At 66.6% G+C, this 23,639-nt stretch carries 20 protein-coding genes; 15 read left to right on the forward strand and 5 right to left on the reverse strand.

All coding sequences use genetic code 11. The features are described 5' to 3' along the window. Positions 1-18: 18 nt before the first annotated feature. The 5 genes from ASD86_RS04125 to ASD86_RS04145 all read left to right on the forward strand — a co-directional run bounded on the left by ASD86_RS04125 (position 19) and on the right by ASD86_RS04145 (position 5,077). Positions 19-657 (forward strand): calcium-binding protein, encoded by a 639-nt coding sequence (locus ASD86_RS04125; RefSeq protein ID WP_056107253.1) that lies wholly within the window; start codon positions 19-21, stop codon positions 655-657. A gap of 140 nt (positions 658-797) precedes the next feature. Further along, the gene (locus ASD86_RS04130) at positions 798-1,535 is read left to right on the forward strand and encodes a DUF4166 domain-containing protein (protein WP_157476123.1); all 738 of its coding nucleotides are present in this window, start codon (positions 798-800) and stop codon (positions 1,533-1,535) included. Further along, positions 1,532-2,473, forward strand: coding sequence for a nucleoside hydrolase (locus tag ASD86_RS04135; RefSeq protein ID WP_056107258.1), 942 nt, complete (start codon positions 1,532-1,534; stop codon positions 2,471-2,473). Before ASD86_RS04130 ends, ASD86_RS04135 begins: the two co-directional genes overlap by 4 nt. A gap of 503 nt (positions 2,474-2,976) precedes the next feature. Beyond that, a complete protein-coding gene (locus ASD86_RS04140) occupies positions 2,977-3,219 on the forward strand; it encodes a type B 50S ribosomal protein L31 (protein ID WP_056107261.1) in 243 nt (80 codons plus the stop codon). Positions 3,220-3,769: 550 nt separating this feature from the next. After that, the gene (locus tag ASD86_RS04145; RefSeq protein WP_157476125.1) at positions 3,770-5,077 is read left to right on the forward strand and encodes a citrate synthase; all 1,308 of its coding nucleotides are present in this window, start codon (positions 3,770-3,772) and stop codon (positions 5,075-5,077) included. Between the two features lie 496 nt (positions 5,078-5,573). Here the strand turns inward: ASD86_RS04145 and ASD86_RS04150 are convergent, their stop codons facing one another. From ASD86_RS04150 to ASD86_RS04170, 5 genes are all read right to left on the reverse strand, one after another. Next, a complete protein-coding gene (locus ASD86_RS04150; protein ID WP_056107267.1) occupies positions 5,574-5,963 on the reverse strand; it encodes a hypothetical protein in 390 nt (129 codons plus the stop codon). A 347-nt stretch (positions 5,964-6,310) separates the two neighbouring features. Further along, entirely contained in the window at positions 6,311-7,321 is a 1,011-nt protein-coding gene (locus ASD86_RS04155) for a hypothetical protein (RefSeq protein ID WP_157476127.1), read from the reverse strand. Between the two features lie 76 nt (positions 7,322-7,397). Beyond that, a complete protein-coding gene (locus tag ASD86_RS04160; protein ID WP_056107273.1) occupies positions 7,398-8,354 on the reverse strand; it encodes a hypothetical protein in 957 nt (318 codons plus the stop codon). A gap of 451 nt (positions 8,355-8,805) precedes the next feature. Then, positions 8,806-9,459: a hypothetical protein gene (locus ASD86_RS04165; protein WP_056107613.1), complete on the reverse strand. Its 654-nt coding sequence runs from the start codon at positions 9,457-9,459 to the stop codon at positions 8,806-8,808. A gap of 248 nt (positions 9,460-9,707) precedes the next feature. Continuing rightward, positions 9,708-12,281, reverse strand: a complete 2,574-nt coding sequence (locus tag ASD86_RS04170; RefSeq protein ID WP_056107275.1) for a penicillin-binding protein 1A — start codon at positions 12,279-12,281, stop codon at positions 9,708-9,710. Between the two features lie 517 nt (positions 12,282-12,798). On the opposite strand from ASD86_RS04170, the gene ASD86_RS04180 reads away from it, so the two are divergent. From ASD86_RS04180 to ASD86_RS04225, 10 genes are all read left to right on the forward strand, one after another. Then, on the forward strand, positions 12,799-13,857 hold the full coding sequence (locus tag ASD86_RS04180; RefSeq protein WP_046655550.1) for a pilus assembly protein PilM: 1,059 nt from the start codon (positions 12,799-12,801) through the stop codon (positions 13,855-13,857). Continuing rightward, positions 13,857-14,675: a PilN domain-containing protein gene (locus ASD86_RS04185; protein WP_056107280.1), complete on the forward strand. Its 819-nt coding sequence runs from the start codon at positions 13,857-13,859 to the stop codon at positions 14,673-14,675. The genes ASD86_RS04180 and ASD86_RS04185 overlap by 1 nt, the downstream gene beginning before the upstream one ends. After that, positions 14,672-15,394, forward strand: a complete 723-nt coding sequence (pilO, locus tag ASD86_RS04190; protein WP_056107283.1) for a type 4a pilus biogenesis protein PilO — start codon at positions 14,672-14,674, stop codon at positions 15,392-15,394. Before ASD86_RS04185 ends, pilO begins: the two co-directional genes overlap by 4 nt. 1 nt (position 15,395) lies before the next feature. Next, a complete protein-coding gene (locus ASD86_RS04195) occupies positions 15,396-15,947 on the forward strand; it encodes a pilus assembly protein PilP (protein ID WP_056107286.1) in 552 nt (183 codons plus the stop codon). Between the two features lie 60 nt (positions 15,948-16,007). Beyond that, positions 16,008-18,074, forward strand: coding sequence for a type IV pilus secretin PilQ (pilQ, locus tag ASD86_RS04200; RefSeq protein WP_235567663.1), 2,067 nt, complete (start codon positions 16,008-16,010; stop codon positions 18,072-18,074). Between the two features lie 311 nt (positions 18,075-18,385). Continuing rightward, positions 18,386-19,411, forward strand: a complete 1,026-nt coding sequence (locus tag ASD86_RS04205) for a MoxR family ATPase (RefSeq protein ID WP_036108726.1) — start codon at positions 18,386-18,388, stop codon at positions 19,409-19,411. A gap of 127 nt (positions 19,412-19,538) precedes the next feature. Next, the gene (locus ASD86_RS04210) at positions 19,539-20,435 is read left to right on the forward strand and encodes a DUF58 domain-containing protein (protein WP_036108725.1); all 897 of its coding nucleotides are present in this window, start codon (positions 19,539-19,541) and stop codon (positions 20,433-20,435) included. Beyond that, complete coding sequence (locus ASD86_RS04215) at positions 20,435-20,887, forward strand: DUF4381 family protein (RefSeq protein ID WP_056107289.1); 453 nt, start codon at positions 20,435-20,437, stop codon at positions 20,885-20,887. The genes ASD86_RS04210 and ASD86_RS04215 overlap by 1 nt, the downstream gene beginning before the upstream one ends. Then, a complete protein-coding gene (locus tag ASD86_RS04220; protein ID WP_056107292.1) occupies positions 20,887-21,903 on the forward strand; it encodes a VWA domain-containing protein in 1,017 nt (338 codons plus the stop codon). Before ASD86_RS04215 ends, ASD86_RS04220 begins: the two co-directional genes overlap by 1 nt. After that, a complete protein-coding gene (locus ASD86_RS04225) occupies positions 21,900-23,636 on the forward strand; it encodes a VWA domain-containing protein (RefSeq protein WP_056107295.1) in 1,737 nt (578 codons plus the stop codon). The genes ASD86_RS04220 and ASD86_RS04225 overlap by 4 nt, the downstream gene beginning before the upstream one ends. Positions 23,637-23,639 lie beyond the last annotated feature (3 nt).

Raw genomic sequence — 23,639 nt, forward strand, 5'->3', positions numbered from 1 at the left:
CATCGACAGGAGTCTTGCATGCCCATCGCGTTCGATCAGCCGCCCACCGCCGGCGGCGCCAGCGTTCACTCACCCGCGCAGACGCGGTCCATCGCCGATTTCACCTGGAGTCCGGCGACGCGCGCGGCCAACGCGCGGCTGCGGCGCAACGTGCCCGGCCTGTTTTCGACCGTCACCGGCACCGCCGGCGACGATGTGCTGTACGGCAGCCATCAGGTCGACCTCATCGAAGGGCTCGACGGCGCCGACACCTTGTACGGCCTGGGCGGCGACGATGCCTTGTACGGCGGCAGCGGCGACAACGTTCTGCTCGGCGGCAGCGGCGAAGACCAGTTGTACGGAGGCGAAGGCAACGATTTCTATTACTTCAACATCGGCGATGGCCAGGATCGGATCTACAGCGCCGACAGCCTGGGTCAATTCATCGAGGTCGTGCATTTCGGCGCGGGGATCGATCCGACGCTGGTGACGCTGGCGCGCGTGGGCGCCGATCTGATCGTGAACTACGGCAACGGCGATGCGGTGACGGTGGTCGGCTTCTTTCCCGGTGGCGAAGATCCGTGGCCGCGCGGCGTCGATGAAATCTGGTTCCACGAAGGCGCGACCTGGGACGTGGCGGAAATTCTCGCGCGCCTGCCGCCGGGGCAGGGCCTCTGATCGAATCGAGCCGATCCGCGCGCGCCCGGAGGCGGCGCGCGCGGATCGAACGGTCGTGGTGGCCGACGGCGCTTCGCGACGTCGGTTTCAGTATCAACGGCTCCGACTCACGCGGCTGCTCTCTAGTCGCCGCGTACTGCGTGCCGGCCGTGAAACGGTCCGCTGGCGCCGATTACCACAGCGCTCCGATATTTGGCATAGTGGCCCGCCAGCTGGAGCGCCCCACCCGGATGCCGGGAGCCCTTCAAAACGCAGCCACGCAATGGTTCGGACCGGCTTTCGACCGGCTGCACCCCTTGCTGCAGGCGCTGCATCGCAGCGGCGGCACCCTGGGCGGGGAGATCGCCATCTCCACTGGAACCGGAACGGCCGGCCGCATCGGCCGCCGCCTGGCGCGCAAACTCGGCATCCCGATCGATCGCCCGCGACGCGGGTTCCGGGTCGATATCATCCACGACTCACAGCAGATGCAATGGCGCCGCCGCTTCGACGACGGCAGCGAACTGATCTCGATTTTCCGGCCGGTGGGCCGTTATCCCGACGGCTATTGGCTGGAATCCACCGGCCCGGCGCGCATGCGGCTCGGCGTGGATCTCGATGGCGGCGGTTGGCGCTGGCGTTTGCGCGGCGTCGATGTGCGCGGCCTGCGTTTACCGCTGTCCCTGTTTCCGCGTACCGATGCCTATAAGCGCATCGAACCCGACGGCGAGGGCGAACGCTACCGTTTCGCCGTCGCCTTCTCGCTGTTTCCCTTCGGCGAACTGCTGCGCTACGAAGGCGCGCTGCACGCCATCCCGGCCGTTACGGCCTCCTCGGCCGATCCGGCCGGCGCAGCGGTCGCCGCTGCGCACAGTTCCGCAGAACGAGTGATTCCATGACTGATCGTATTCCCTTGCTTATCGACACCGACCCCGGCGTGGACGACGCGCTGGCCCTGCTGATGGCGTTCAACGATGCGCGCCATGAGGTGGTCGGTCTGACCATCGCCGCCGGCAACGTCGGCCTGAAGCACACCGTCGCCAACGCGCTCAAGCTGTGCGAAGTGGCCGGCGTCGACGTGCCGGTGTTCGCCGGCACCGCCGCGCCGCTGCTGCATCCTTCGCCCGATGCGGGTTATGTGCATGGCCAGGACGGTTTCGGCGATGTCGGCTACGAGCCGGCGAAGCGCCAGGTTGAAGCCGAGCATGCGGCGCTGGCGATCCTGCGCCTGTCGCACGAACACGCCGGCAAACTGCTGTTGGTCGCGCTCGGTCCGCTGACCAATGTCGCGCTCGCGCTCAAGCTCGACCCGACCCTGCCGCAGCGCATCGCGCGCCTGGTGGTGATGGGTGGCGCGGTGACCTGCCAGGGCAACATTACCCCGGCAGCCGAGTTCAACATCTACTTCGATCCGGAAGCCGCGCACATCGTGTTCGAAGCGTTCGAACACATCGACCTGGCCGATTGGGAAGCGGTGGTCGCGCACGGTCTGCATCACGATCGCGTGGTCGAGTGGCTCAAGGCCGGTTCGACCCGCGGCCAGTTCTACGAACGCATTTCCGAGAAGACCCGGTTGTGGTCGATCGATCGCCGCGGCGATCACTGGCATGCCGCCGACGCGCTGGCGATGGCGTTCGCGCTGGAACCCGACGGCGCGCTCGACGTGCAGGCGCGGCCGGTTTCGATCGAGTTGGAAGGCACCCACAGCCGCGGCGCGACCATCGTCGACTGGCGTCGCCAGGAAGGGCGGGAAGATCGGGTGGCTATTTTGATGAAGTACGATCACCAGCGATTCGAACGTCTGATCCGGGACGCTCTCGCCGCGTCCCCCGCGTAGTCAGTCGTACTACGACGCAAAGTGCCGAAGCGACCCCATCAAGTCGCCGAGGCACTTCCGATACACGGCGCCCCGCGTAGTCAGTCGGACCACGACGCAAGGTGCCGAAGCGACCCTCTCAAGTCGCAGAGGCACTTCCGATACACGGCGCCCCCTCGTAGTCAGTCGGATACCGGCGCAAGGCGCCGAAGCGACCCACCAAGTCGCCCCCGTTCGGCGGCGCACACACAGATAGTTTGGATAGCGGATCAAAGGGCGCGAAGCGGCCAGCTTGGGCCGCATCCTCGCGCACCCTCAGGCAAGCACGGATTTCGCTGAATCGGCCGAAGCCCAGCCGCGCCGGCCTGGCCCGACAGCGCCCTCGATCGGGCCCCCAAACCCCGCCAAACCCAGACGGCGCGGCCCTCAAGCAGTTTTGACTTTTCCTGCTCGCGAGACTTGCGCCACCCGCCAGGTGGCCGCTATACTGCCCGACTTTCCCGCACATACTAAGGTTGAGTGCCATGAAGGCAGGCATCCATCCCGAATACCGCAGTGTCGTCTTTCAGGACGTCACCACCGATTTCCAGATCGTGACCCGTTCGACTCTGTCGAGCAAGGAAACGATCAAGGTCGATGGCACCGAGTATCCGTTGATCAAGGTCGATATCTCGTCGGCTTCGCACCCGTTCTATACGGGCAAGCACAAGATCATGGACACCAGCGGTCGCGTCGACAAGTTCCGTAAGCGTTACGCGCAGAAGTAATTCTCGCCGGAGCGATCCGGGCGCGACATCGCTGTACGCATAACGGCTGCCCGCAAGGGCGGCCGTTTGCGTTTGCGCGTCAGATCGCGAGCTGCGTCGCTGGCCGCAGCGGTCGGGCAGGGGTGGCGCGAGCTGCGCGACCCGATGGCTGTGGGGCGCTGGGTAAGTGCACAGGTGCGTGCAGCGTTGCGGGTTGCAGCGGGTGGCGCCGTGGCTGTCGATTCGTGGTCGCGGCTTGCGCCGCTCCTGCAGGGGGCGGGCGATATCTGCACGTGGGGCGGCCGGGTTGTTGCCGGGTTGGCGACGGACATATTCGCCGACGAACGCCCCGGCTTTGCCGCATCGGGCCGCGTGCCTGGGCCGGTACGGCGGTTCGCCCGGTTCGACCCAAGGCTGGAACGCAGCAAGGTTCCAGCGGGGGCGCCCCGACCAAAGTCCGAGCTTGGGCTCAGGAAGCGTTGTGCGATAATTCAGCATCGCAACGCAATGCGACCCCCCGTTCCCCTCCTGTCGCGGCCCTCCCTGCGGCAGGCAGACTGAGGAGTGTTTCGTGTCTGAAGATTCCAGCAAAACCCGCCTCGATCAGGTCACCGTGACCGCCGGCGACAAGAACTTCGCCCTGCCGGTGCAGCATCCGGTGCTCGGCGCTCCGTGCGTCGACATCGCCAAGCTGCCGAAAGAAACCGGGATGTTCACCTACGACCCGGGCTTCACCGCGACCGCGAGCTGCAAGTCGGCGATCACCTACATCGACGGCGACGAAGGCGTGCTGCTGTACCGCGGCTACCCGATCGAACAGCTCGCGGAGAAGTCGAACTTCCTCGAAGTCGCCTATCTGCTGATGAACGGCGAACTGCCGACGCAGACCGAGTTCTCCAAGTTCGAACACGAAGTCACGCATCACACGATGATGCATGAGGCGTTCCGCACCTTCCTGTACGGCTTCCGCCACGACGCCCATCCGATGGCGATGCTGGTCGGCATGCTCGGTTCGATGGCGAGCTTCTATCACAACGAACTCGACCTGGAAGATCCCGAACAGCGCCGCCTGGCCGCGATCCGCCTGATCGCCAAGGTGCCGACGATCGCAGCCGCCTGCCATCGTTATTCGATCGGCTGGCCGATCCGCTATCCGAAGAACAGCCTCGACTACACCACGCGTTTCCTGCACATGCTGTTCGAAGTGCCGAGCGAGCCGCTGGAACTGAGCCCGGTCGCCGCCAAGGCGATGGACCTGTTGTTCATCCTGCACGCCGACCACGAGCAGAACGCGTCGACCTCGACCGTGCGTCTGGTCGGTTCCACCGGCGCCAATCCCTACGTCAGCGTCGCCTCGGGCGTCGCCGCGTTGTGGGGGCCTGCGCACGGCGGCGCCAACGAAGCCGTGCTCAAGATGCTCAACGAGATCGGCCGTCCGGAAAACGTCAAGGGCGCGATCGACAAGGCCAAGGACAAGGAATCGGGTTTCCGCCTGATGGGCTTCGGCCACCGCGTCTACAAGAACTACGATCCGCGCGCCGCGCTGGTGCGCAAGATGACCCACGACGTGCTCGGCGAACTCGGCGTCAACGATCCGCTGCTGGAAGTGGCGATGAAGCTGGAAGAGGCGGCGCTGAAGGACGATTACTTCGTCCAGCGCAAGCTCTACCCGAACGTCGACTTCTACTCGGGGATCATCTACAAGGCCCTCGGCATCCCGGTGGAAATGTTCACGGTGATGTTCGCGATCGCGCGTACCGCCGGCTGGGTGTCGCATTGGCTGGAACAGCAGAACGATCCCGAGAACAAGATCGGCCGTCCGCGCCAGATCTACACCGGCCACGGCGTGCGCGATTACGTCGGCGCCGACAAGCGCTGAGTTACCGCGTCATACGATGAATACGAAACGCCCCGCATCCGCGGGGCGTTTTCGTTTGCGCCGATACGTAATGCGGCCGTGGACAAATTTGGGCCGAGGACAGACCGCTCGTTGAGGCGGTTGTTTCAGCCAGTGATGGCTACGACGGTGGGTGTGATGGGTGATGCGGCCTTGCGGTTGCGACACAGTGGTTCGGTGGCTTGTGCAGGGCGGTGCGGAGATGGATACGAAGACGCCCCGAGAGCCCTCACCCGCGCCTTCGGCGCGACCTCTCCCGCGAGCGGGAGAGGGATGCGAGGCAGTTGAAGAATTCGACGCGGCTCCGACTGCGGTCGGCTTGCGAGCGAGGTGTTCAAGGCGGTTTAGGAGTTCGACGCGGCTCCAACCACCTCTCCCGCCCACGGGGCGGGGTGAGGGCCGCGCCAATTTCCTGCGCGCCGATCGATGCCGATGTCGGCAAAGTGTCGCTGCGCCGATGATCTTTCAGACCCGCGGCTTACTCGACCGTGCAGTCCTTCAAATTCAAGTAGTCGGTGCCGCTGGTGAAACCGACCGTGCAGGTCGCGGTGAACTTGGCGCCGATCTTGAGCGCGCCGAGCTTCTTGCTCTGCGCTTCGTCCTCGCCCATCAGGCGGGCGTATTCGGCTTCTTCGCCGGCCTCGGTGGCCTGCAGGATCGGCGTGTCGTCCATCGAGGTGGTCTGGTCGAGCACCACCGCGCTGAAACGCACGCGGGTGTCGTACTCGGCCATCGACAGCGCGCTGTTGCCGGCGTTTTCGTAGCTTTGGTAAAGCTTGGTCAGGCTGGTCGCGGCGGGCTTGTCGGCGGCGACGGCGGCCGACGAAAGCGTCAGCAGGCACAGCAGCGCGGGTCCATCGAATCGCATGAGACGTCCTTGAGTGGGTACGGAAAGATCGCCATTGTGCCGTCGGTACGCGTCGGTGTCTCGCTCATAATCGGCCATGTTTCGCGCAAGTCTCGCCGGATCGGGTTGAGCCTGCGCGAAGCCCGGCGGGTTGCGTGGCCCGTGCTTGTGCTTGCTCGGAGCCTCAGCATTACTTCCTGTCATCATTCCCGCGCAGGCGGGCTCCGCTTTACTTCGGCGAAGCCGAACATCCACTGTCTTTCGTGCGAGAACGCCTGAAGTACTGGATGTACGGCTTAGCCAAACAAAGCGGAGCCCGCCTGCGCGGGAATGACGGTAGGATCGCGCGCGCTCGCGGGAGTGCACGGCTATTTGAGGTCGGGAAAGCGTTCCAGCGCGCATTGCATCAATCGCTCGGACAACCGTGGATCGCGCTCCTTGAAATAGTCCGACATGTCGCGTTGCGCGCCCGGATCGCCGGCTTGCGCGGCGCGCCAGCGCAGCGTCGTGACCAGGTCTCGATCCGCTGGCGAGGCATGGCCGTCTTCGTAGCTGGCGATGGTGCCGTGCAGTTCGGCGAGCTTGTTGTAGCCGGCCGGCGCGCCGCGTTGCAGCAGCCAGGCCACCAAGGGCTGGGCCGATTCCCAGTCTTCGCCGTACATCGCCACGTTGAACAAGGTGGTGACCGCGCGCCAGTTGCCTAATTGAGCTGCCTCGATCAGGACCGGTTCGGCCTGCGCGTCGTACGCGCCGATGCGCCGGGCCTGTGCGTATTTTTCCTGCGCGGTGGCGGTGATTTTCGGCAAGCCAGCATTGCCGGTGTCGCAGGCGAAGTTGTCGGCGATCAGGCGCGCGGCGGGCGTGCGCATCCACGTTTGCTGGTCGCGCATCGCTTCGGAAATGATCGAAACCACGCGCTCGGAGCTCATCGTCGAAGACATCCATGCGGTGCGGGCCGCCAACCGGCGCTTGCGTTCGAGATCCTTGCGCTCGTCTTCGGCTTTTTCCTGTTTCTGCGCCCGGGTGTCCTCACGCGGCCCGATTTCAGCGCAGTCCTCGAACTGCGCCTCCGGTCGCCGCCAACATTCCGCGCTGACCTTGACCGGGAACCGGCCCCATAGCATTTCCAGGACGTAGTGCTCCTGGCCGATGCGCGGGGTCACCGTCGCTCGCGCATCTTCGCCGGTCACGCTCTGGACCAGGACCGTTCCGTCGGCCAGGTCCCAGTGATACGGCTCGTTTCGCCAGTGCCCATCGAGTTGCAACTGGCGCGCGTCGGCGGCGGCAGGCGGTTGTGCGAATGCGTTCGATGCGAGGCCAAGGGAGCACAGCGCGATCGCCATGACGAACCAGCACGGACGGCGAGGGCGATGGGTCATGGTGCGTTGCTTCCTGCGATGGATCGATGTGGATTTATACATGTTCGTGCCTGCGACGACGTAGCGGCGGCCGCGTCTATGGAGCCCGCGCGCTCGTCTGCAGATCGCGGATGAAGTGCGCGTATGCGCCGCGGTCGTCGGCGGCGCTGACTGCGATGCGGTCGAGCTGCGCTTGCGCCTGGCGCGCAGCCTGATCGGCACCGAGGCTGCCGTCGAGCACGCCGTCGCGCAGTTGCCGCATGCGTTGCAGGCTCAGGCCGGACGCGCGGGCGTACTTGTCGTTCTGGGCGAGAAAGAAAGCGACCAGCGTCGTCGGCAGTCTTGCGTCGTCGACGATGTCGCGACGGCCGTATTCGTAAATCTTCGCCTGCTTCCACGGGTCGAAGCCGCGGGTGCCGAAACTGTCGGATTGGGTCAGAAAGATCTGCGTGGTCGGAACCACGATGCGGGTTTCGCGCGGGCTCGACGCGACACGCCATACCGCGACGGTGTGATTGGATGTCGGCCAGAACAAGCCGACGTTGCGTACGCCGCCGCGGCGGGCGAGGAAGGCGTACAGCGCGGACAGCTCGTCGCATTCGGCGGTGGCGGTGATGCCGGTCGGCGTCGCGCCGCGCAGCGATCGCCATTGCGTCCAGATCGCGTCGGAGTTGGGTTCGCGATCGGTGATCGCCCAGTGCAGGTTCCAATAGCCGCCGTCGCGGGTGGCTTCGAACAACATGCGCAGATAGGCGTAGTCGGCGTAAGGCAATTGCGTGGTGCTCACGCGCTGGTCGGCGAGCAGGGTGTCGTAGTCGGCGCGTACGGCAGGGCTGGATTGCGACGCGGCGGCTTGTGCGCGCAGGCGCGCGACCAGGCTGGCGACGGTGTTTGCTTCGGCTGTCGGGGTTGTGTTGGACGCGGCGCGCGGGGCCGGCGGTGTCGCGGTCGCAATGAACGACAGGGTCGACAGAAGTAGGGCGCCGAGCAGCTGGCGTGCGCCCGATGCCGTGTTCCGCATGGTCGAGTCGGTGCGCTGGGGTTGTTTTCGCATGGGTTCGGTCCTTCGAACGGTTGTGTTGCTCGGTTGTGGCTGCGGTTACGAACGCATTCGAAGCACGGGCGGTTTCATAGCGTTCGGTTAGCGATTAATTCTCAGCTTGCGATGATGCTCGACCGTTTTTCGCCGTCATCCCCGCGAAGGCGGGGATCCAGAGACTTCAGAGTCATGCATGGATGAAGCCCTGGATGCCCGCCTTCGCGGGGATGACGGCTGGGAGGTGTCGCGAGGATTTGAGGCGCTCTTTGGTCGCCTGATCGCGATCGCATGCTAAGCGTTCTGGTGAGGCGAAGCAGGCCGAAGAAAGCCGAAGCAGTTCGAAGCAGTTCGAAACAATCCGAAGAAATCTCGACCGACGCGAACCTGCGACGACGGCAAAAACAAATCGCTCTCGCTCCATACCGGCCCGCACCGATCACATCATTTCCATGCACCACGACACCTGCTATCCCCGCTCGAACTCCGAAATCTCCTCATCCGCCAGCAACTGCCGCACTTGATTGGCGCCCGCGCGCTTCATCGGTTTTTCGTCGACCTGCGACAGCGGCGCCTGGCGTAGCACGTCCAGCGGCAGCACGGTCAGGTCGAAGGTCAGTTCCTCGGCGCTGAACACCCACACCGGGAAGTCTTCGCTGCGTTCGCGATCCAGGCGCAGGCGGCGTTCGCGCGCCTCGGCCGGGATCAGGTGATGGTCGAGAAACATCGATACCGCGTCGGGATCGTCGCTGTACAGGTGCAGGGCGACCGGGCTGCGCGCGTCGGCGGTGCCGTCGAGCACCGGGCCGACCAGGCGCGGTTCGAACGGAGCGAAGAACTCCAGCGCGCGCAACGCGGCCTCGCGGCGTTGGCGCAGGCCGTCGAGGTTGTCGCGCTGGAACAGGCGCTGGTATTCGCGCAGCGCGTCCTCGATCTCGCGGTTACGCGGCAGCGAGGCATCGTCGAAGATGCCCAGTCGTTCGGCGGCCTTGAGCTTGGCCTGGTGGTAGTCGCGGATGCCGCTTTCGGCGATCAGCCGGGCGGCTTCGTGGGCGAGGCGATGACGGCGCTCGCGAATGCGGGTCTGCGCATGCTGATGTGCGTGCTGTCGGGCCTGGTGCATCTCGACCTCCGCGGCGGGCACTCACGGCGAGGGCGCTCGCCGCGGCCGGTTGGGGCCGGCAAGAGCAAAGCTAGCACGTTCGTCTATCACGGCAATGTCCACGCGGATACGCCGCTTTCAGCCGCCAGACAGGGCAAGCGCGACGGCAGGCGAACAACGCGGCGGACAAAGAAAAAGGCCGCACGCTGCGCGCACGGCCTTCGTCTTGTCCGGCGCGCGATCCGCGCGCCGTCTTGGGCTGCCCGCGATCAGAAGATATCGAACGATTCTTCCGACGGCGCGGCGTCTTCGCTGCCGTAGTCGGTGTAGGTCTGCATGCGTTCGAGGTCTTCGGCCTTGACCCATTCGATCACGCCGCCGGCGCCGTCGGGAATCAGCGCGCCGTTGCCGGCCACCGACACCTTGACCATGCCCTGCGGCGGTTCGTTCGGCTGGATCGGCTTGTCCTTGAGCGCCACGCGCATGTAGTCGATCCAGATCGGCAACGCGGCCTTGCCACCGTACTCGCGGTAGCCCAGCGACTTGTAGTTGTCGCGGCCGACCCAGACCGTGGTGACGTACGGTCCGCCGAAGCCGGAGAACCAGGCGTCGCGGTGGTCGTTGGTCGAACCGGTCTTGCCGCCGACGTCCTCGCGGCCGAGCACCTTGGCCGCGGTGCCGGTGCCGCGTTTGACCACGTCGCGCAGCATCGACACGATCTGGTAGGCGATGCGATCGTCGATCGCGCGCGGCGCCAGGTTCAAGGCCGCCATTTCGGCCGGGGTGAGCGGCTTCTTTTCCGGTTCGGCTGGCTTCTTGTCCTTGCCGGCCTTGTCCTTCGGATCGGGCTTCTTGGCCGCGCTGTCGGTGCCGGGCGCGGGGCCCAGGTCGAAGCCGTCGACCACGTTGCTGACCGGCAACGCCGCCGACGAGGTGCCGCCGCGACCACCGCACTGCGGGCAGGCGGTGGCTGGCTTTTCCTTGAACACCACCGCGCCGGCGCGATCCTTGACCTCGTCGATGAACCACGGGGTGATGCGGAAGCCGCCGTTGGCGAACACCGAATAACCGCGCGCGACCGACAGCGGGGTCAGCGAGGCGGTGCCCAGCGACATCGACAGGTTGGGCGGCAGCTGCTCGGGATCGAAGCCGAAATGGCTGATGTACTTGCGCGCGAAATCGACGCTGATGGCATCGAGCAGACGCACCGAGACCAGGTTGCGCGATTGCACCATCGCCTCGCGCACGCGCATCGGGCCGGCGAAGTTGCCGCCGTCGTTCTGCGGGCGCCACAGGTGGCCGCGGCGGTCCTTGAACACCACCGGGGCGTCGAGCACGATCGAGGCCGGGTTGTAACCGCGTTCGAACGCGGCCGCGTACACGAACGGCTTGAAGCTCGAACCGGGCTGGCGGCGCGCCTGGGTGGCGCGGTTGAACTTGGCGCCGGCGAAGCTGTAGCCGCCCGACAATGCGCGCAGCGCGCCGTCGGAAGGTTCCAGCGAAACCAGGGCGGCCTGCGCCTGCGGCAGCTGATCGAGACGGTAGGTCACGATCGGCGGCTCGGTCGGGGCTGCGGGTGCCGCCGGTGCGGCTTCGCCAGGCTTGGGTTCCGCCGCCGGCTTGGCCGGGGTTTCCAGGCGCGCGACCCGGACCAGGTCGCCGCGGGTCAGCAGGCTGCCGGGGCTGCGGCCGCCGAAGCCCTGCTTGTCGGTGAGGGTCAGTTCGGTGCCGTCGGCGAGCGCGACCGTCGCCTGCGCGCCGCTGGTCGCCAGGACCACGGCCGGCAGCAGGTTGGCCTGGGCCGGAATGCCGCGCAGGCGCACGCGGATCGCCGCCGCGTCGTCGCCGGCGGCGAGGTCGAAGTGCTGCTCGACGCCGTGCCAGCCGTGGCGGCGGTCGTACACCGACAGGCCGTCGCGGATTGCCTTATCGGCGGCGACCTGCAGGGTCGGGTCGATGGTGGTGGTGACGTGGTAGCCCTTGGTCAGCGCCTCGGCGCCGTAGCGGGCGACCATTTCCTGGCGGACCATCTCGGCCACGTACGGCGCATACACCTCGACCGGCCGCTCGTGCGGGGTCGCGTGCATCGGCACCGCCTTGGCCTGGGCGGCTTCGTCGGCGCTGATGAAGTGCTGCTCGGCCATGCGGTCGAGGATGTAGTCGCGACGGATCTTGGCGCGCTCGGGATTGCTGAGCGGGTTGCCGCTGGACGGGAACTTCGGAATGCCGGCCAGCGAGGCCATTTCGTCGAGCGACAGCTCGCTCATCTTCTTGCCGTAATAGAACTCGGCCGCCGCGCCCACGCCGTAGGCGCGGTTGCCGAAGAAGCTCTTGTTCAAGTACAGCTCGAAGATCTCGTCCTTGCTCAGTTCCTGCTCCATGCGCATGGCCAGCAGCATTTCGCCGAGCTTGCGCTTGTAGCTGTATTCCGAGCTCAGGAAGAACTGGCGCGCGACCTGCTGGGTGATGGTCGAACCGCCCGGCACGCGCTTGTCGTCGGTGGTCGCCAGCAGCCAGACCGCGCGGCCGATGCCTTTGTAGTCGATGCCGTGGTGCTGGTAGAAGCGCGAGTCCTCGATCGCGATGAACGCCTGTTTCTGGCGCTCGGGCACGTCTTCGATCGCGATCGGGTAGCGCCGGGTCTCGCCGAACATCGCCATCAGGCGACCGTCGCGGGCGTAGACATACATCGGTTCCTGCAGCTCGATGGTGCGCAGGGTTTCGACGTCGGGCAGTTTGGGGACGATCAAGTAGTACAAGGTGCCGAGCGCGATGGCGCCCAGCAGGGCCACGCCGATGAACGCGTAAAGCGCCCAGCGCAGCCAACGGCGTATACGGGACATCGAAGCGGGTTCCGGGGTCGGTGGTCGTAGCGGGGAAGTATAGAGGAGCGCGGATCGCGACCCGGGTCCCGGTTTGTTGCTCGGCTGCGGGCGGTCCGTGCGGGGTCGTGGCGGGTTCGCGGTGTGTTCGTGTCGGGTCCGTGCCGGGGTTGGGCGGCCCGGTTTCGCGCAATTGGCGGCCGGAGCGGGGTTTTCGCCAACCGATCCGCGCCGTCGCGAAGGCCGAAATGCCGGCGCCGGCACGGATCGCGTCCCGGCTCTGGCGGCAGGATCGGCAAAGCGCCCTGCGCCGTCGGGCGTTTTACGATTCGGCCGGCGCTCAGGCGTCCGCGCGCGGTTTCGCGCCGGGACGCCCGGCAAGTGGACTGACGGTGGCGGTCACGTGACGTTGAGGGTCAAAAAAGCACGACTTGGTTGGCATTCACGAAAGAAGTGGTTGCCAGCCTGTGAAAAGTCCGTTATCTAATCCGGGGCCACACGAAGTGCGCGTAAGCGCTTGTGGCATGGGGAGATAACTGTGGGACTCATCACAAAAAGCCAGCCGGCCTTGGTCGGCGTGGATATCAGCTCGACCGCGGTAAAGCTGTTGCAGCTCTCAAGAGTCGGCAACCGCTACCGGGTTGAGCACTATGCTGTCGAACCGCTGCCGCCCAACGCGGTGGTGGAAAAGAACATCGTCGAGGTCGAAGCGGTAGGCGAGGCGATCAAACGCGCCGTTGCCCGCTCGGGGACCCGCGTGAAGCATGCCGCCGCCGCGGTCGCCGGTTCCTCGGTGATCACCCGGGTCATCGGCATGCCGAACGATCTCGACGAAGACGAGATGGAGTCGCAGATCGAGCTGGAGGCGGCCAATTACGTGCCGTATCCGATCGACGAGGTGAACCACGACTTCGAGGTCCTCGGGCCGATGCCGGGCGCTTCGGACATGGTCCAGGTGCTGCTCGCGGCCTCGCGATCGGAGAATGTCGAGGTGCGCGCCTCGGCGCTCGAGCTCGGCGGCCTGACCCCCCGGGTCATGGACGTGGAGGCGTTCGCGATCGAAAACGCGTTCGCGCTGCTCGCCGACACCCTCAGCGGACCGCGCGACGGTCTGGTCGCCCTGGTCGATTCCGGCGCGACGATGACCACGCTCAACGTTCTGCGTAACGGCCGCAGCCTGTATCACCGCGAACAGGTGTTCGGCGGCAAGCAGCTGACCGACGAAGTCATGCGCCGCTACGGTCTGAGCTACGAGGAAGCCGGTCTGGCCAAGCGCCAGGGCGGGTTGCCGGAGAGCTACCAGGCCGAAGTGCTGGAGCCGTTCAAGGAAGCGATGGTCCAGCAGGTCAGTCGCCTGCTGCAGTTCTTCTATGCCGGCAGCGAGTTCAACCGCGTCGATCAGATCGTGCTGGCCGGTGGCGGCGCCTCGATTCCGCGCATCGCCGAGATGGTCGAGGAGCAACTCGGCGTCCCGACCACCGTGGCCAATCCGCTCGCGCACATGACCCTGGGCCCGCGCGTCCAGGCGCATGCCCTGGCGCAGGACGCGCCCGCGCTGATGATCGCCTGCGGCCTGGCCCTGAGGAGCTTCGACTGATGGCACGCATCAACCTGCTCCCGTGGCGCGCAGAGCGCCGCAAGGCACGACAGAAGGAATTCGGCGCGATCATGCTGCTGTCGGTCCTGGCCGCGCTGGCGCTGTCGGTCCTGATCGTCTTCTACTACAGCAGCGAAATCAGCGGTCAGCGCAAGCGCAATGCGTTCCTTGACACGCAGATCGCCGAAGTCGAGAAGAAGATCACCGAGATCGAAGAGCTCGACAAGAAGAAGTCCAAGCTGCTCGCGCGCAAGGAAGTGATCGAGAAGCTGCAGTCCAACCGTTCGCAGATGGTGCACCTGTTCGATTCGCTGGTGCGCACGATTCCCGACGGCGCGGTGCTGACCGCGATCAAGCAGGACGCGGAAACGCTGACCCTGGAAGGTCGCGCGCAGTCCAACGCCCGGGTCAGTACCTACATGCGCAACCTCGAAGTGTCCGGCTGGATGACCAAGCCCGACCTGAGCATCATCGAGGCCAAGGGCAACGAGAAGGGCCTGCCGTACGAGTTCAAGTTGCAGGTCAAGCTGGCCAACCCGAACGCGCCCAAGGACGAGGACGGCGACGGCTTCCCGGATGCGCCGGCACCTGGCGACGCGACCGCGATGCCTGCCGATGGCGCGGCTCCGCCCGCGGGAACGACGGCTCCGGCCGGCGCAGCCCCGGCCGGTACCGCTCCCGCGGCTCCGGCTGACGCCAAGCCCGGTGCCGCGCCGGCCACGACGCCCGCCAAAACCGTGCCTGCTCCCGCCCAGCCTGCCGCTGCGCCGGTCAAGCCCGCGCCCGCCGCCCCCACCAAGACAGGAGCCGCGTCGTGAGCAAGAAGGCTTCCATGAAGAATCTCGATTTCAACAATATCGGCGGTTGGCCACGTAACGCGCAGATTCTGTTCTGCGCGGCGATCGGGCTGATCATTGTCGGTCTGGCCTGGTGGTTCTTTGTCAGCGACAAGCGCGAAGAATTGCAAGGCCTTGAGCGTCAGGAAACGGAACTACGTCAGACCTTCGAGACCAAGCAAGGTCGCGCCGCGAACCTGGAACCGCTCAAGCAGCAGCTCGCGCAGATGGAGCAGCAGTTGCAGCAGATGCTGCGGCAGCTGCCGAGCAAGACCGAAATGCCCGACCTGATCGTCGACATCTCGCAGACCGCCTTGGCCACCGGCATCTCCAACGAGCTGTTCCAGCCCGGCGCGGAAGTACCCAAGGAGTTCTACGCCGAGAAGCCGATCGCGCTGCGCATGGTGGGTACCTACCATCAGTTCGGCGCCTTCGTCAGCGGCGTGGCCTCGCTGCCGCGCGTGGTCATCATGACCATGCACGACATCTCGCTGAAGCCCAAGGGCAAGAACAACAAGGACGCGGTCGGCGGCATCACCCCGAACAGTCCGTTGGAGCTGGCCGGTACGGTCAAGACTTACCGCTATCTGGATGAAGACGAGATGGCTGCGCAAACCCAGGCGACTGCGGATGCCGCAGGCGGAGACAAGGGCGGTACAGATAACAGTAAGAAGGCAGACGGCAAGAAGGGGGCTGACTGAGATGGCCAATAGCCTCGCTTTGAATCGCTCCTGGGCCAGCGGCCTGTTCGCGGTCGCCCTGCTGTTGCTCTCCACCGGCTGCTTCCGCACCATCACCAGCACGCCTGGCGAAGCGCCGAACCTGGAAAAATGGGTGGCCGAGGTCAAGGCCAAGCCGGCGCCGCCGCTGGACCCGCTACCGGTCATGCAGCAGTTCGAAACCTTCGAATACACCGCGCAGGACATGCGCGATCCGTTCAGCACCGCTTTCACCGATCAGGACAACGGCTCCGGCCCGCGCCCCGAGAAGGAGCGACGCAAGCAGCCGCTGGAACAGTTCCCGCTCGATGGTCTCGACATGGTCGGGACGCTCGGACGCGGCAGCGGTATCGTGGCGCTGGTCATGGCGCCCGACAAAGTGACTTATCGTGTTCGACCGGGTGCGTACATGGGGCAGAACGACGGTCGCGTGACCAGCGTTTCTGAGGAGCGCATCGACTTGGTGGAACTGGTGCCGGATGGCGCAGGCGGTTGGCTGGAACGTCCGGCTTCCGTGGCGCTGGAAGATCAATGATTAGGGGATAGCATGATGATCGTATTCAACGCCAAATCCATGCCGTCGGCCCGACGCCCCATGGCCTCCGGCGCCCGCATGGTCGGGCTCGTGGTCGGCGTGCTCGCCGGCATCAGCGCTGTCCATGCGGCCCCTCCGGCCGCCGCCGCGGCTCCCGTCGTCCAGCCGCAGGCCCAGTTGCCCGCCGCCGCGACGGTGGCGCCGACGCCGAGCAACGACCCGTCCAAGCAATTGCCGGGCACGATTTCGGTCGCCAACATCGACTTCAAGCGCGGCGACGGCGGCTCCGGCAAGCTGATCGTGCGCTTCAGCGGCGATGGCGCAATGCCGGACATGCGTAACCAGGGCTCGGAAGTGCTGGTCAACGTCGGCAATGCGCAATTGCCGGCGTCGCTGCAGCGCCAGCTCAACGTGGTCGACTTCGCCACGCCGGTGCAGCGCATCGACGCACGCGTAAGCGGTACCGGCACCCAACTGGTGCTCAACGCCAGCGGCGCGTTCGACACGATGGCCTACCAGACCGGTCGAGACTACATCGTCGAAGTCGTGCCGCGCACGGCGCAGGCCGGCAACCGCGCGGTGGGCGCGGCCGCGGGCGCCAAGCCGTCCGGCAATGCCGCGCCGACCTCGGGCACGATTTCGCAGGCGCCGGCCGGCGTGGTCCGCAGCTACTCGGGCCGCCCTGTGACCTTCAACTTCCAGGACGTGCCGGTGCGCACCGTGCTGCAGTTGGTCGCCGAGGAATCCAACCTCAACATCGTCGCGGCCGACACGGTCCAGGGTAACGTCACCCTGCGGCTGGTCAACGTGCCGTGGGATCAGGCGCTGGACATCGTCCTGCAGGCCAAGGGCCTGGACAAGCGCCGCAGCGGCAACGTGGTGTGGGTCGCGCCGCAGGCTGAAGTGGCCAAGTACGAACAGGATCGCGAAGACGCGCGCATCGCGCTCGACAACCGCGTCGATCTGACCACCGAATACATCCAGATTAACTACCACAATGCCGCGCAGATCTATAAGGCGCTGACCGAGGCCAAGGGTATTGGCGGCGGTGGCAGCGGTGGTGGCTCGGGTGGCGAAGCCGGGCAGAACGAAAACGGCTTCCTGTCGCCGCGCGGTCGTCTGGTCGCCGACGAACGCACCAACACCCTGATGATCAGCGACATCCCGAAGAAAGTGACCCAGATGAAGGAACTGATCCGGGTCATCGACCGCCCGGTCGATCAGGTCCTGATCGAGGCGCGGATCGTGATCGCGACCGAAAGCTTCGCTCGCGATCTAGGCGCGCGTTTCGGCGTGTCCGGGCAGAAGGGCGACGTGATCACCAGCGGCACGCTGGAGAGCATCAACAACTATCGCAACACGACGGCGAAGAATGGTTTGATCCGCAGTCAGGCGAGCAGCTTGCTCGATGAAGCGATCGCGGCGGAAAATCGCAACGATGCGGCTAAGGGCACGGCGCTGCGCGACCAAGCCCGTTCGCTGCTGCAGACCTTGACCAATCCGGCGTTCCTGTTTCCGAACAGCCTCAACACCAACCTTCCCGCGGCCACTTCGGGCGGCGCTCTCGCGTTCACCATCCTCGGTAAGTTCGTGGACTTGGACATGGAATTCTCCGCGATGCAGACCGAAGGTCGCGGCGAAGTGGTGTCCAACCCGCGCGTGGTCACCAGCAACCAGCGTGAAGCGGTGATCAGCCAGGGCCAGGAAGTCGGCTACGTGACGATCTCGCCTCAGCAGGGCGGCAACAGCATTCCGATCCCGAACGTTCAGTTCAAGGACGTGCTGATGGAGATGAAGGTCAATCCGACCATCACCAATGACGGCCGCGTGTTCCTGAACATGAGCGTCAAGAAGGATGAGATCGAAGGCTTTGTCGACACCTCGATCGGTCAGGTGCCGCAGATCAACAAGCGCAACATCAATACCGCGGTGCTGGTCGAGGACGGTCAGACCGTCGTGATCGGCGGCGTCTACGAGTTCCGCGATCGCACCGATCTTTCCAAGGTGCCGTTCCTGGCCGACATCCCGTTCCTCGGCAATCTGTTCAAGAAGAAGAGCCGCAGCAAGGAAAAGGCCGAGCTGCTGATCTTCGTGACGCCGAAGGTGATGCAGGTGACGCAGCGCTGAGTCGCGGCACCGGTAACAGCGAAGAGGGCCTACGGGCCCTCTTCGCGTTTGCGGGGTCCTGACTTCGCGATCGGCCTTGGCGACCGGGCTGAACAGCCGCATGCACCGATGCCGCCACCGCGCCCGGCCCAGCGGGGCGGGCGCTCCATGCCCTACCTTCGGCACTTCCCCGCGATCTCCGCGCGCGTCTGAATGAGCCCCGTGATCGCCGAAGTAGAACGACGTTTTGAACCTTGACGGCGAACTTCGGTCAAAATCTGCCCGAACCCCGCCTCGCCCCGCGCTTGCCCGGCGCGTCACCTGGATACCGGATGGACAACGCATCAACCCTTGCCCGCGATCCCGCCATCGCCTCCGGCGCCGAAACCGCGCGCCTGCACGACGCCTTCCGCGCGCTGCGCGATGCGCTGGCGCTGGAAATCGTCGGCCAGGCCGAGCTGATCGAGCGGCTGCTGATCGCGCTGCTGGCCGACGGCCATCTGCTGGTCGAAGGCGCACCCGGCCTGGCCAAGACCAGCGCGGTGCGCGCGCTGGCTTCGCGCCTGGAAGCCGAGTTCGCGCGCGTGCAGTTCACCCCCGACCTGCTGCCGGCCGACCTGACCGGCACCGAGGTGTGGCGCCAGCAGGAAGGCCGTTTCGAATTCCAGCCCGGGCCGATCTTCCATCCGATCCTGCTCGCCGACGAAATCAATCGCGCGCCGGCCAAGGTGCAATCGGCGCTGCTCGAAGCGATGGGCGAGCGCCAGGTCACCGTCGGTCGCGCGACCTATGCCCTGCCGCAGTTGTTCCTGGTCATGGCGACCCAGAACCCGATCGAGCAGGAAGGCACCTTCCCGCTGCCCGAGGCGCAGCTCGACCGCTTCCTGATGCATGTGCGCATCGGTTATCCGGAAGCGGCCGCCGAAACCGAGATCCTGCGGCTGGCCCGCGAGCGCGCGCGGCAGACGCTCAAGACCGCGCCGGCGCCGGTGGCCAAGATGCCGCTGGCCGACGTGTTCGCGGCGCGCGAATCGGTGCTGGACCTGCATGTCGCGCCGTCGGTCGAACGTTATCTGGTCGAAATCGTGCTTGCCTCGCGCGACGCCGCCCGCTACGACCCCGCGCTCGCGCGCCGCATCGCCTGGGGCGCGAGCCCGCGTGGCTCGATCGCGCTGGAGCGCTGCGCGCGCGCGCATGCCTGGCTGGCCGGACGCGACTTCGTGACCCCGGACGACGTGCGCGCGATCGCGCCGGAAGTGCTGCGTCATCGCATCCTGCCGAGCTACGAAGCCACCGCCGAAGGCTGGGACGGCGATCGCCTGCTCGGCGAATTGCTCAAGAAGGTGCCGTTGCCTTGAGGCCGGGATTCGCGATTTGGGGCTCGGAATTCGTACCGGCGGCGCTCGCGATGGTGGATGAATCGACGAGCGAACGTAGTGTCGGATCTGGAGTTCGTGGCGGTTTGGGCGGCAACGGAATCGTTTGATGAGTGATGGCGTCGTTCCCAGCTTGGCCGAGTTAGTCGCGCTGCGCGCCGCCGTCAGCGGCCGTCGCAGCGCGCGTCTGGGCCGTCACGGCGTCAGCGGACAGGCGCTGTCGCCGCTGCGCGGGCGCGGCATGGAGTACGCCGAGTCGCGTGAGTATTCGCTCGGCGACGACGCGCGCCATATCGATTGGCGCCTGACCGCGCGCACCGGCCGCGCGCATACCAAGTTGTTCCAGGCCGAACGCGAACGATTGACCTTGATCGTCGCCGACACCGCGCCGTCGTTGTATTTCGGCACCCGCGTGCGCTTCAAGTCGGTGCAGGCCGCGCGCGCCGGCGCGGTCGCGGCCTGGGCTGCGGCGCGCGACGGCGACCGTATCGCCGCGCTGCGCGGCAGCCTGCGCGAAGCGCCGGTGACGCCGGCCTCCGGCCCGCGTGGCGCCCTGCGCGTGCTCGATGCAATGGTGCGTTGGTACACCCAGCCGCCGGCCGAGGACGCCGGGCTCGGGGTCGCGCTCGATCACGCCGCGCGTCTGCTACGACCGGGCTCGCGCCTGATCGTGCTGGCCGATCCGGCCAGCATCGCCGCCTTGCCGCAGCGTCGCTGGGCGGTGCTCGCCCAGCATCACGAAGTGATCGTGCTGCTGCTGACCGATCCGATCGAAACCCAGCCGCCGTTGTCGGCGTTGCCGTTCAGTCGCGACGGCCAGCGCATCGAACTCGATCTTGGCGTGGATGCGCAGCGCAAGCGTTGGCACGACAGCTTCGTCGCGCCGGTCGAAGTCGCGCTGGACAAACTGCCGCTGCGCGGCGTGCGCGTGCAGGCGCTGTCGACCGACGCGGCGAGCGAATCCTGGCTGCCGTTGCTGGGCCGCGCGCGGCCGCTGGTGGCCTGATGTCGGCGCCGCTGGCTTTGCGCGATGTGCATAACACCCTGGCGCCGTCGTGGTGGCCGTTGGCGCCGGGCTGGTGGATGGTGATCGGCGCGCTCGCGTTGATCGCGCTGGCGCTGTATGCGCTGCGGCGCTGGCGCGAACGCCGTCGCCGCCGCATGAACGACGTGTTCGATCGTGCGCTCGCCGATGCCGACACGCCCGCGGCCGAAGTGGCGGCGATGTCCGAATTGCTGCGTCGCGCCGCGCGCCGCCGCGATCGCGATGCCGATCGCCTGCAAGGCGAGCAGTGGCTGGAATTTCTCGATCGCGGCAGCAAGCGCCGCGATTTCGCCGACGGCGTCGGCCGACTGCTGCTCGACGGCGGCTATCGTCGCGAGGTCGATCCCGAACAGGCCGGCGCGTTGCGCGAACTCACGCGCAAGCGTTTCCTGCGTTGGATGGGCGTGTCCTGATGCCGTGGTGGAACAGTCTCATCGCCGACGCGCGCGAGTTATTCGCATGGCCGTGGTATCTGGCCGCGTTGCCGTTGCCGTTGCTGGTGCGCTGGTTGTTGCCGGCGGCGCGCGACGGTTCGGCCGCGCTCAAGGTGCCGTTCGGCGAACGCCTGGACGCGGTCGCCGCGGCCGGCGGCCGCAGCCTGCGCGGCGGCGGGGCCGGCGTACTCGCGTGGCTGGCCTGGGCGCTGCTTTGCATCGCCGCGGCGCGGCCGCAGGAACTCGGCGACGCGGTGCAGCCGCCGCAGGTCGGCCGCGACATGATGCTCGCGCTGGATTTGTCCGGCAGCATGAGCGAGCCCGACATGACCTTGGGTTCCTCGCCGGTCGATCGCCTGACCGCGGCCAAGGCGGTGCTCGCGGATTTCCTCGATCGCCGCGCCGGCGACCGCATCGGCCTGCTGGTGTTCGGCCGCCGCGCTTACGTGCTCACGCCGTTGACGCTCGATCGCGACACCGTGCGCGATCAGCTCAAGGACAGCGTGGTCGGCCTGGCTGGACAGGAAACCGCGATCGGCGACGCGATCGGCCTGGCGGTCAAGCGATTGCGCGAACAACCGGCCGGGCAGCGCGTGCTGATCCTGCTGACCGACGGTGTCAACACGCCCGGCACCGCCGATCCGCAGCGCGCCGCGCAGATCGCACGCGACGACGGCGTGCGCATCCACACCATCGCCTTCGGCGGCGACGGTTCGATGTCGCTGTTCGGTTTCAAGATCGCCATTCCCGGCGGTGAGGCCGAGATCGACGAAGACGCCTTGCGCAAGATCGCCGGACTTACCGGCGGGCAATTCTTCCGCGCCCGCGATACCGCCGAACTGGTCGGCATCTATGCGCAGATCGATCGGCTGGAACCGGTGAAACGCCCGGGCAAGGCGGTGCGTCCGCGTATCGAACGTTATGCCTGGCCACTCGCGGGCGCGTTCGCGTTGGGCTTGCTGGCATTCGTGTTGCCGCGACGGAGGCGGGCATGAATCCGTTGCCGTGGTTCGGCGATGCGAGCCTGGTCGTCCTGCGCCCGCATTGGTTGTGGGCGCTGCTGGCGTTGCCGCTGCTGGGCTGGTTGTGGCGCAGTCGGCGCAAGCGCAGCAGCGTCTGGCGCGGCGCGGTCGATGCGCATCTGCTGCCGCATCTGCTCGAGTCGCGCGGCGGGCGGCGTTCGCGTTTCGCGGTCATCGCCGCCGTGCTCGCTTACCTGATCGCCGTCTTTGCGCTCAGCGGCCCGAGCTGGCGTCAGAGCGAACAACCGCTATGGCAAGGCAAAACGCCGCTGGTGATCGCGTTGGATCTGTCAAGCCGCATGCTCGCCAGCGATCTGCCGCCAAGCCGTCTTGCTCAGGCGCGGGCCAAGCTGGCCTCGTTGCTGCGCCAGCGCAGCGGCGGCCAGATCGGCCTGGTGGTGTACGCCGACGACGCCTACACGGTCGCGCCGATGACCGACGACCCGCGCAATCTCGCGGTGTTTCTCGACGCGCTCGCGCCCGACGTGATGCCCGGCGATGGTCAGCGCGCGGACCGGGCGATCGAATGGTCGGTCAAACTGTTGCGTCAGGCCGGTTTCGAACGCGGGCAGATATTGATCCTGAGCGATCGCGCCGACGGCAACGAACGCCGCGCCGCGGCCAAGGCCGCGGCCGACGGCTACACGGTGTCGGCGCTCGGCCTGGGCACCGCCGCGGGCGCGGCGTTCCAGCGCCCCGACGGACGCATCGTGATGGCGCGCATGGACGTCGATTCGCTGCGCGGGCTGGCCGCCGACGGCGGCGGCCGCTACGCCGCGATCAGCAACGACGACAGCGACCTGCGTAGCTTGCGCATTCTCGCGCCGGGCGCGGCCGACGCCGGCACCGCGCAGGGCGAGAAGACCCTGACCCGCGAAGACAACGGCTATTGGCTGCTGCCCGCGCTGATGCTGCTGGCCTTGCTCGCGTTCCGTCGTCGCAGCGGCGTGGCCGCGGTGCTGTTGCTATGTCTGTGGCTGCCGATGGCGCCCGGTCATGCGCAGAGCCTGTGGAAGCGTCCCGATCAGGCCGAACACGAACGCATGGAGCAGGGCACCCAGGCCTATCGCAAGGGTGAATTCGAACGCGCCGCGCAGCTGTACCAGCGCAGCCAGGGCGCCGATGCGCACTACAACCTCGGCAACGCGATGGCGCGCCAGGGCCGCTACGAAGAGGCGATCAAGGCCTACGACAGCGCCTTGAAACTGCAACCGGGCATGGCCGACGCGATCGCCAACAAGCGCGCGGTCGAGGCGGCGATGAAGCGCAAGCCGCCGCCGAAGAACGGCGACAAGGGCGATTCGAAATCGCAGCCCAAGGACGGCAAGGACAACCAGGACGATAAAGGCAAGGGCGACTCGCCGCCGCAGGGCGATCCGTCGCAACAGCCGCCCAAGCCGTCCAAGCCCGACGATGCGAAGCAATCGAATGCCGAGCAGCCGCCCAAGGACCCCGAAGCGCAGCGCAAGGCCGATGCCGCGCAGCGCGAGAAGATCCAGCGCGAACTCGAACGCCAGGCCAAACAGCCCGGGCAAAAGACCGCCGCGACCGAACAAGCCAAACCGCTCACCCCCGAACAGCGCGAGCGCCGCGTCGCCAACGACGCCTGGCTCAAGCGCGTGCCCGACGATCCGGGCAGCCTGCTGCGGGAAAAATTCAAGATCGAATACGAGCGGCGCCAGAATCAGGCGCTGCGGGGAGATTGAGGC

The sequence above is a fragment of the Lysobacter sp. Root690 genome (genome assembly GCF_001427785.1).
GTDB lineage: Bacteria > Pseudomonadota > Gammaproteobacteria > Xanthomonadales > Xanthomonadaceae > Lysobacter.

Coding starts and splice junctions, on each gene's coding strand:
- ASD86_RS04210 (WP_036108725.1), top strand. CDS start 19,539: ATGAGTGATGGCGTCGTTCCCAGCTTGGCCGAGTTAGTCGCGCTGCGC.
- ASD86_RS04225 (WP_056107295.1), top strand. CDS start 21,900: ATGAATCCGTTGCCGTGGTTCGGCGATGCGAGCCTGGTCGTCCTGCGC.
- ASD86_RS04195 (WP_056107286.1), top strand. CDS start 15,396: ATGGCCAATAGCCTCGCTTTGAATCGCTCCTGGGCCAGCGGCCTGTTC.
- ASD86_RS04150 (WP_056107267.1), bottom strand. CDS start 5,963: ATGCGATTCGATGGACCCGCGCTGCTGTGCCTGCTGACGCTTTCGTCG.
- ASD86_RS04165 (WP_056107613.1), bottom strand. CDS start 9,459: ATGCACCAGGCCCGACAGCACGCACATCAGCATGCGCAGACCCGCATT.
- ASD86_RS04125 (WP_056107253.1), top strand. CDS start 19: ATGCCCATCGCGTTCGATCAGCCGCCCACCGCCGGCGGCGCCAGCGTT.
- ASD86_RS04220 (WP_056107292.1), top strand. CDS start 20,887: ATGCCGTGGTGGAACAGTCTCATCGCCGACGCGCGCGAGTTATTCGCA.
- ASD86_RS04215 (WP_056107289.1), top strand. CDS start 20,435: ATGTCGGCGCCGCTGGCTTTGCGCGATGTGCATAACACCCTGGCGCCG.
- ASD86_RS04205 (WP_036108726.1), top strand. CDS start 18,386: ATGGACAACGCATCAACCCTTGCCCGCGATCCCGCCATCGCCTCCGGC.
- ASD86_RS04170 (WP_056107275.1), bottom strand. CDS start 12,281: ATGTCCCGTATACGCCGTTGGCTGCGCTGGGCGCTTTACGCGTTCATC.
- ASD86_RS04135 (WP_056107258.1), top strand. CDS start 1,532: ATGACTGATCGTATTCCCTTGCTTATCGACACCGACCCCGGCGTGGAC.
- ASD86_RS04155 (WP_157476127.1), bottom strand. CDS start 7,321: ATGACCCATCGCCCTCGCCGTCCGTGCTGGTTCGTCATGGCGATCGCG.
- pilQ (WP_235567663.1), top strand. CDS start 16,008: ATGGCCTCCGGCGCCCGCATGGTCGGGCTCGTGGTCGGCGTGCTCGCC.
- ASD86_RS04185 (WP_056107280.1), top strand. CDS start 13,857: ATGGCACGCATCAACCTGCTCCCGTGGCGCGCAGAGCGCCGCAAGGCA.
- ASD86_RS04160 (WP_056107273.1), bottom strand. CDS start 8,354: ATGCGAAAACAACCCCAGCGCACCGACTCGACCATGCGGAACACGGCA.
- ASD86_RS04140 (WP_056107261.1), top strand. CDS start 2,977: ATGAAGGCAGGCATCCATCCCGAATACCGCAGTGTCGTCTTTCAGGAC.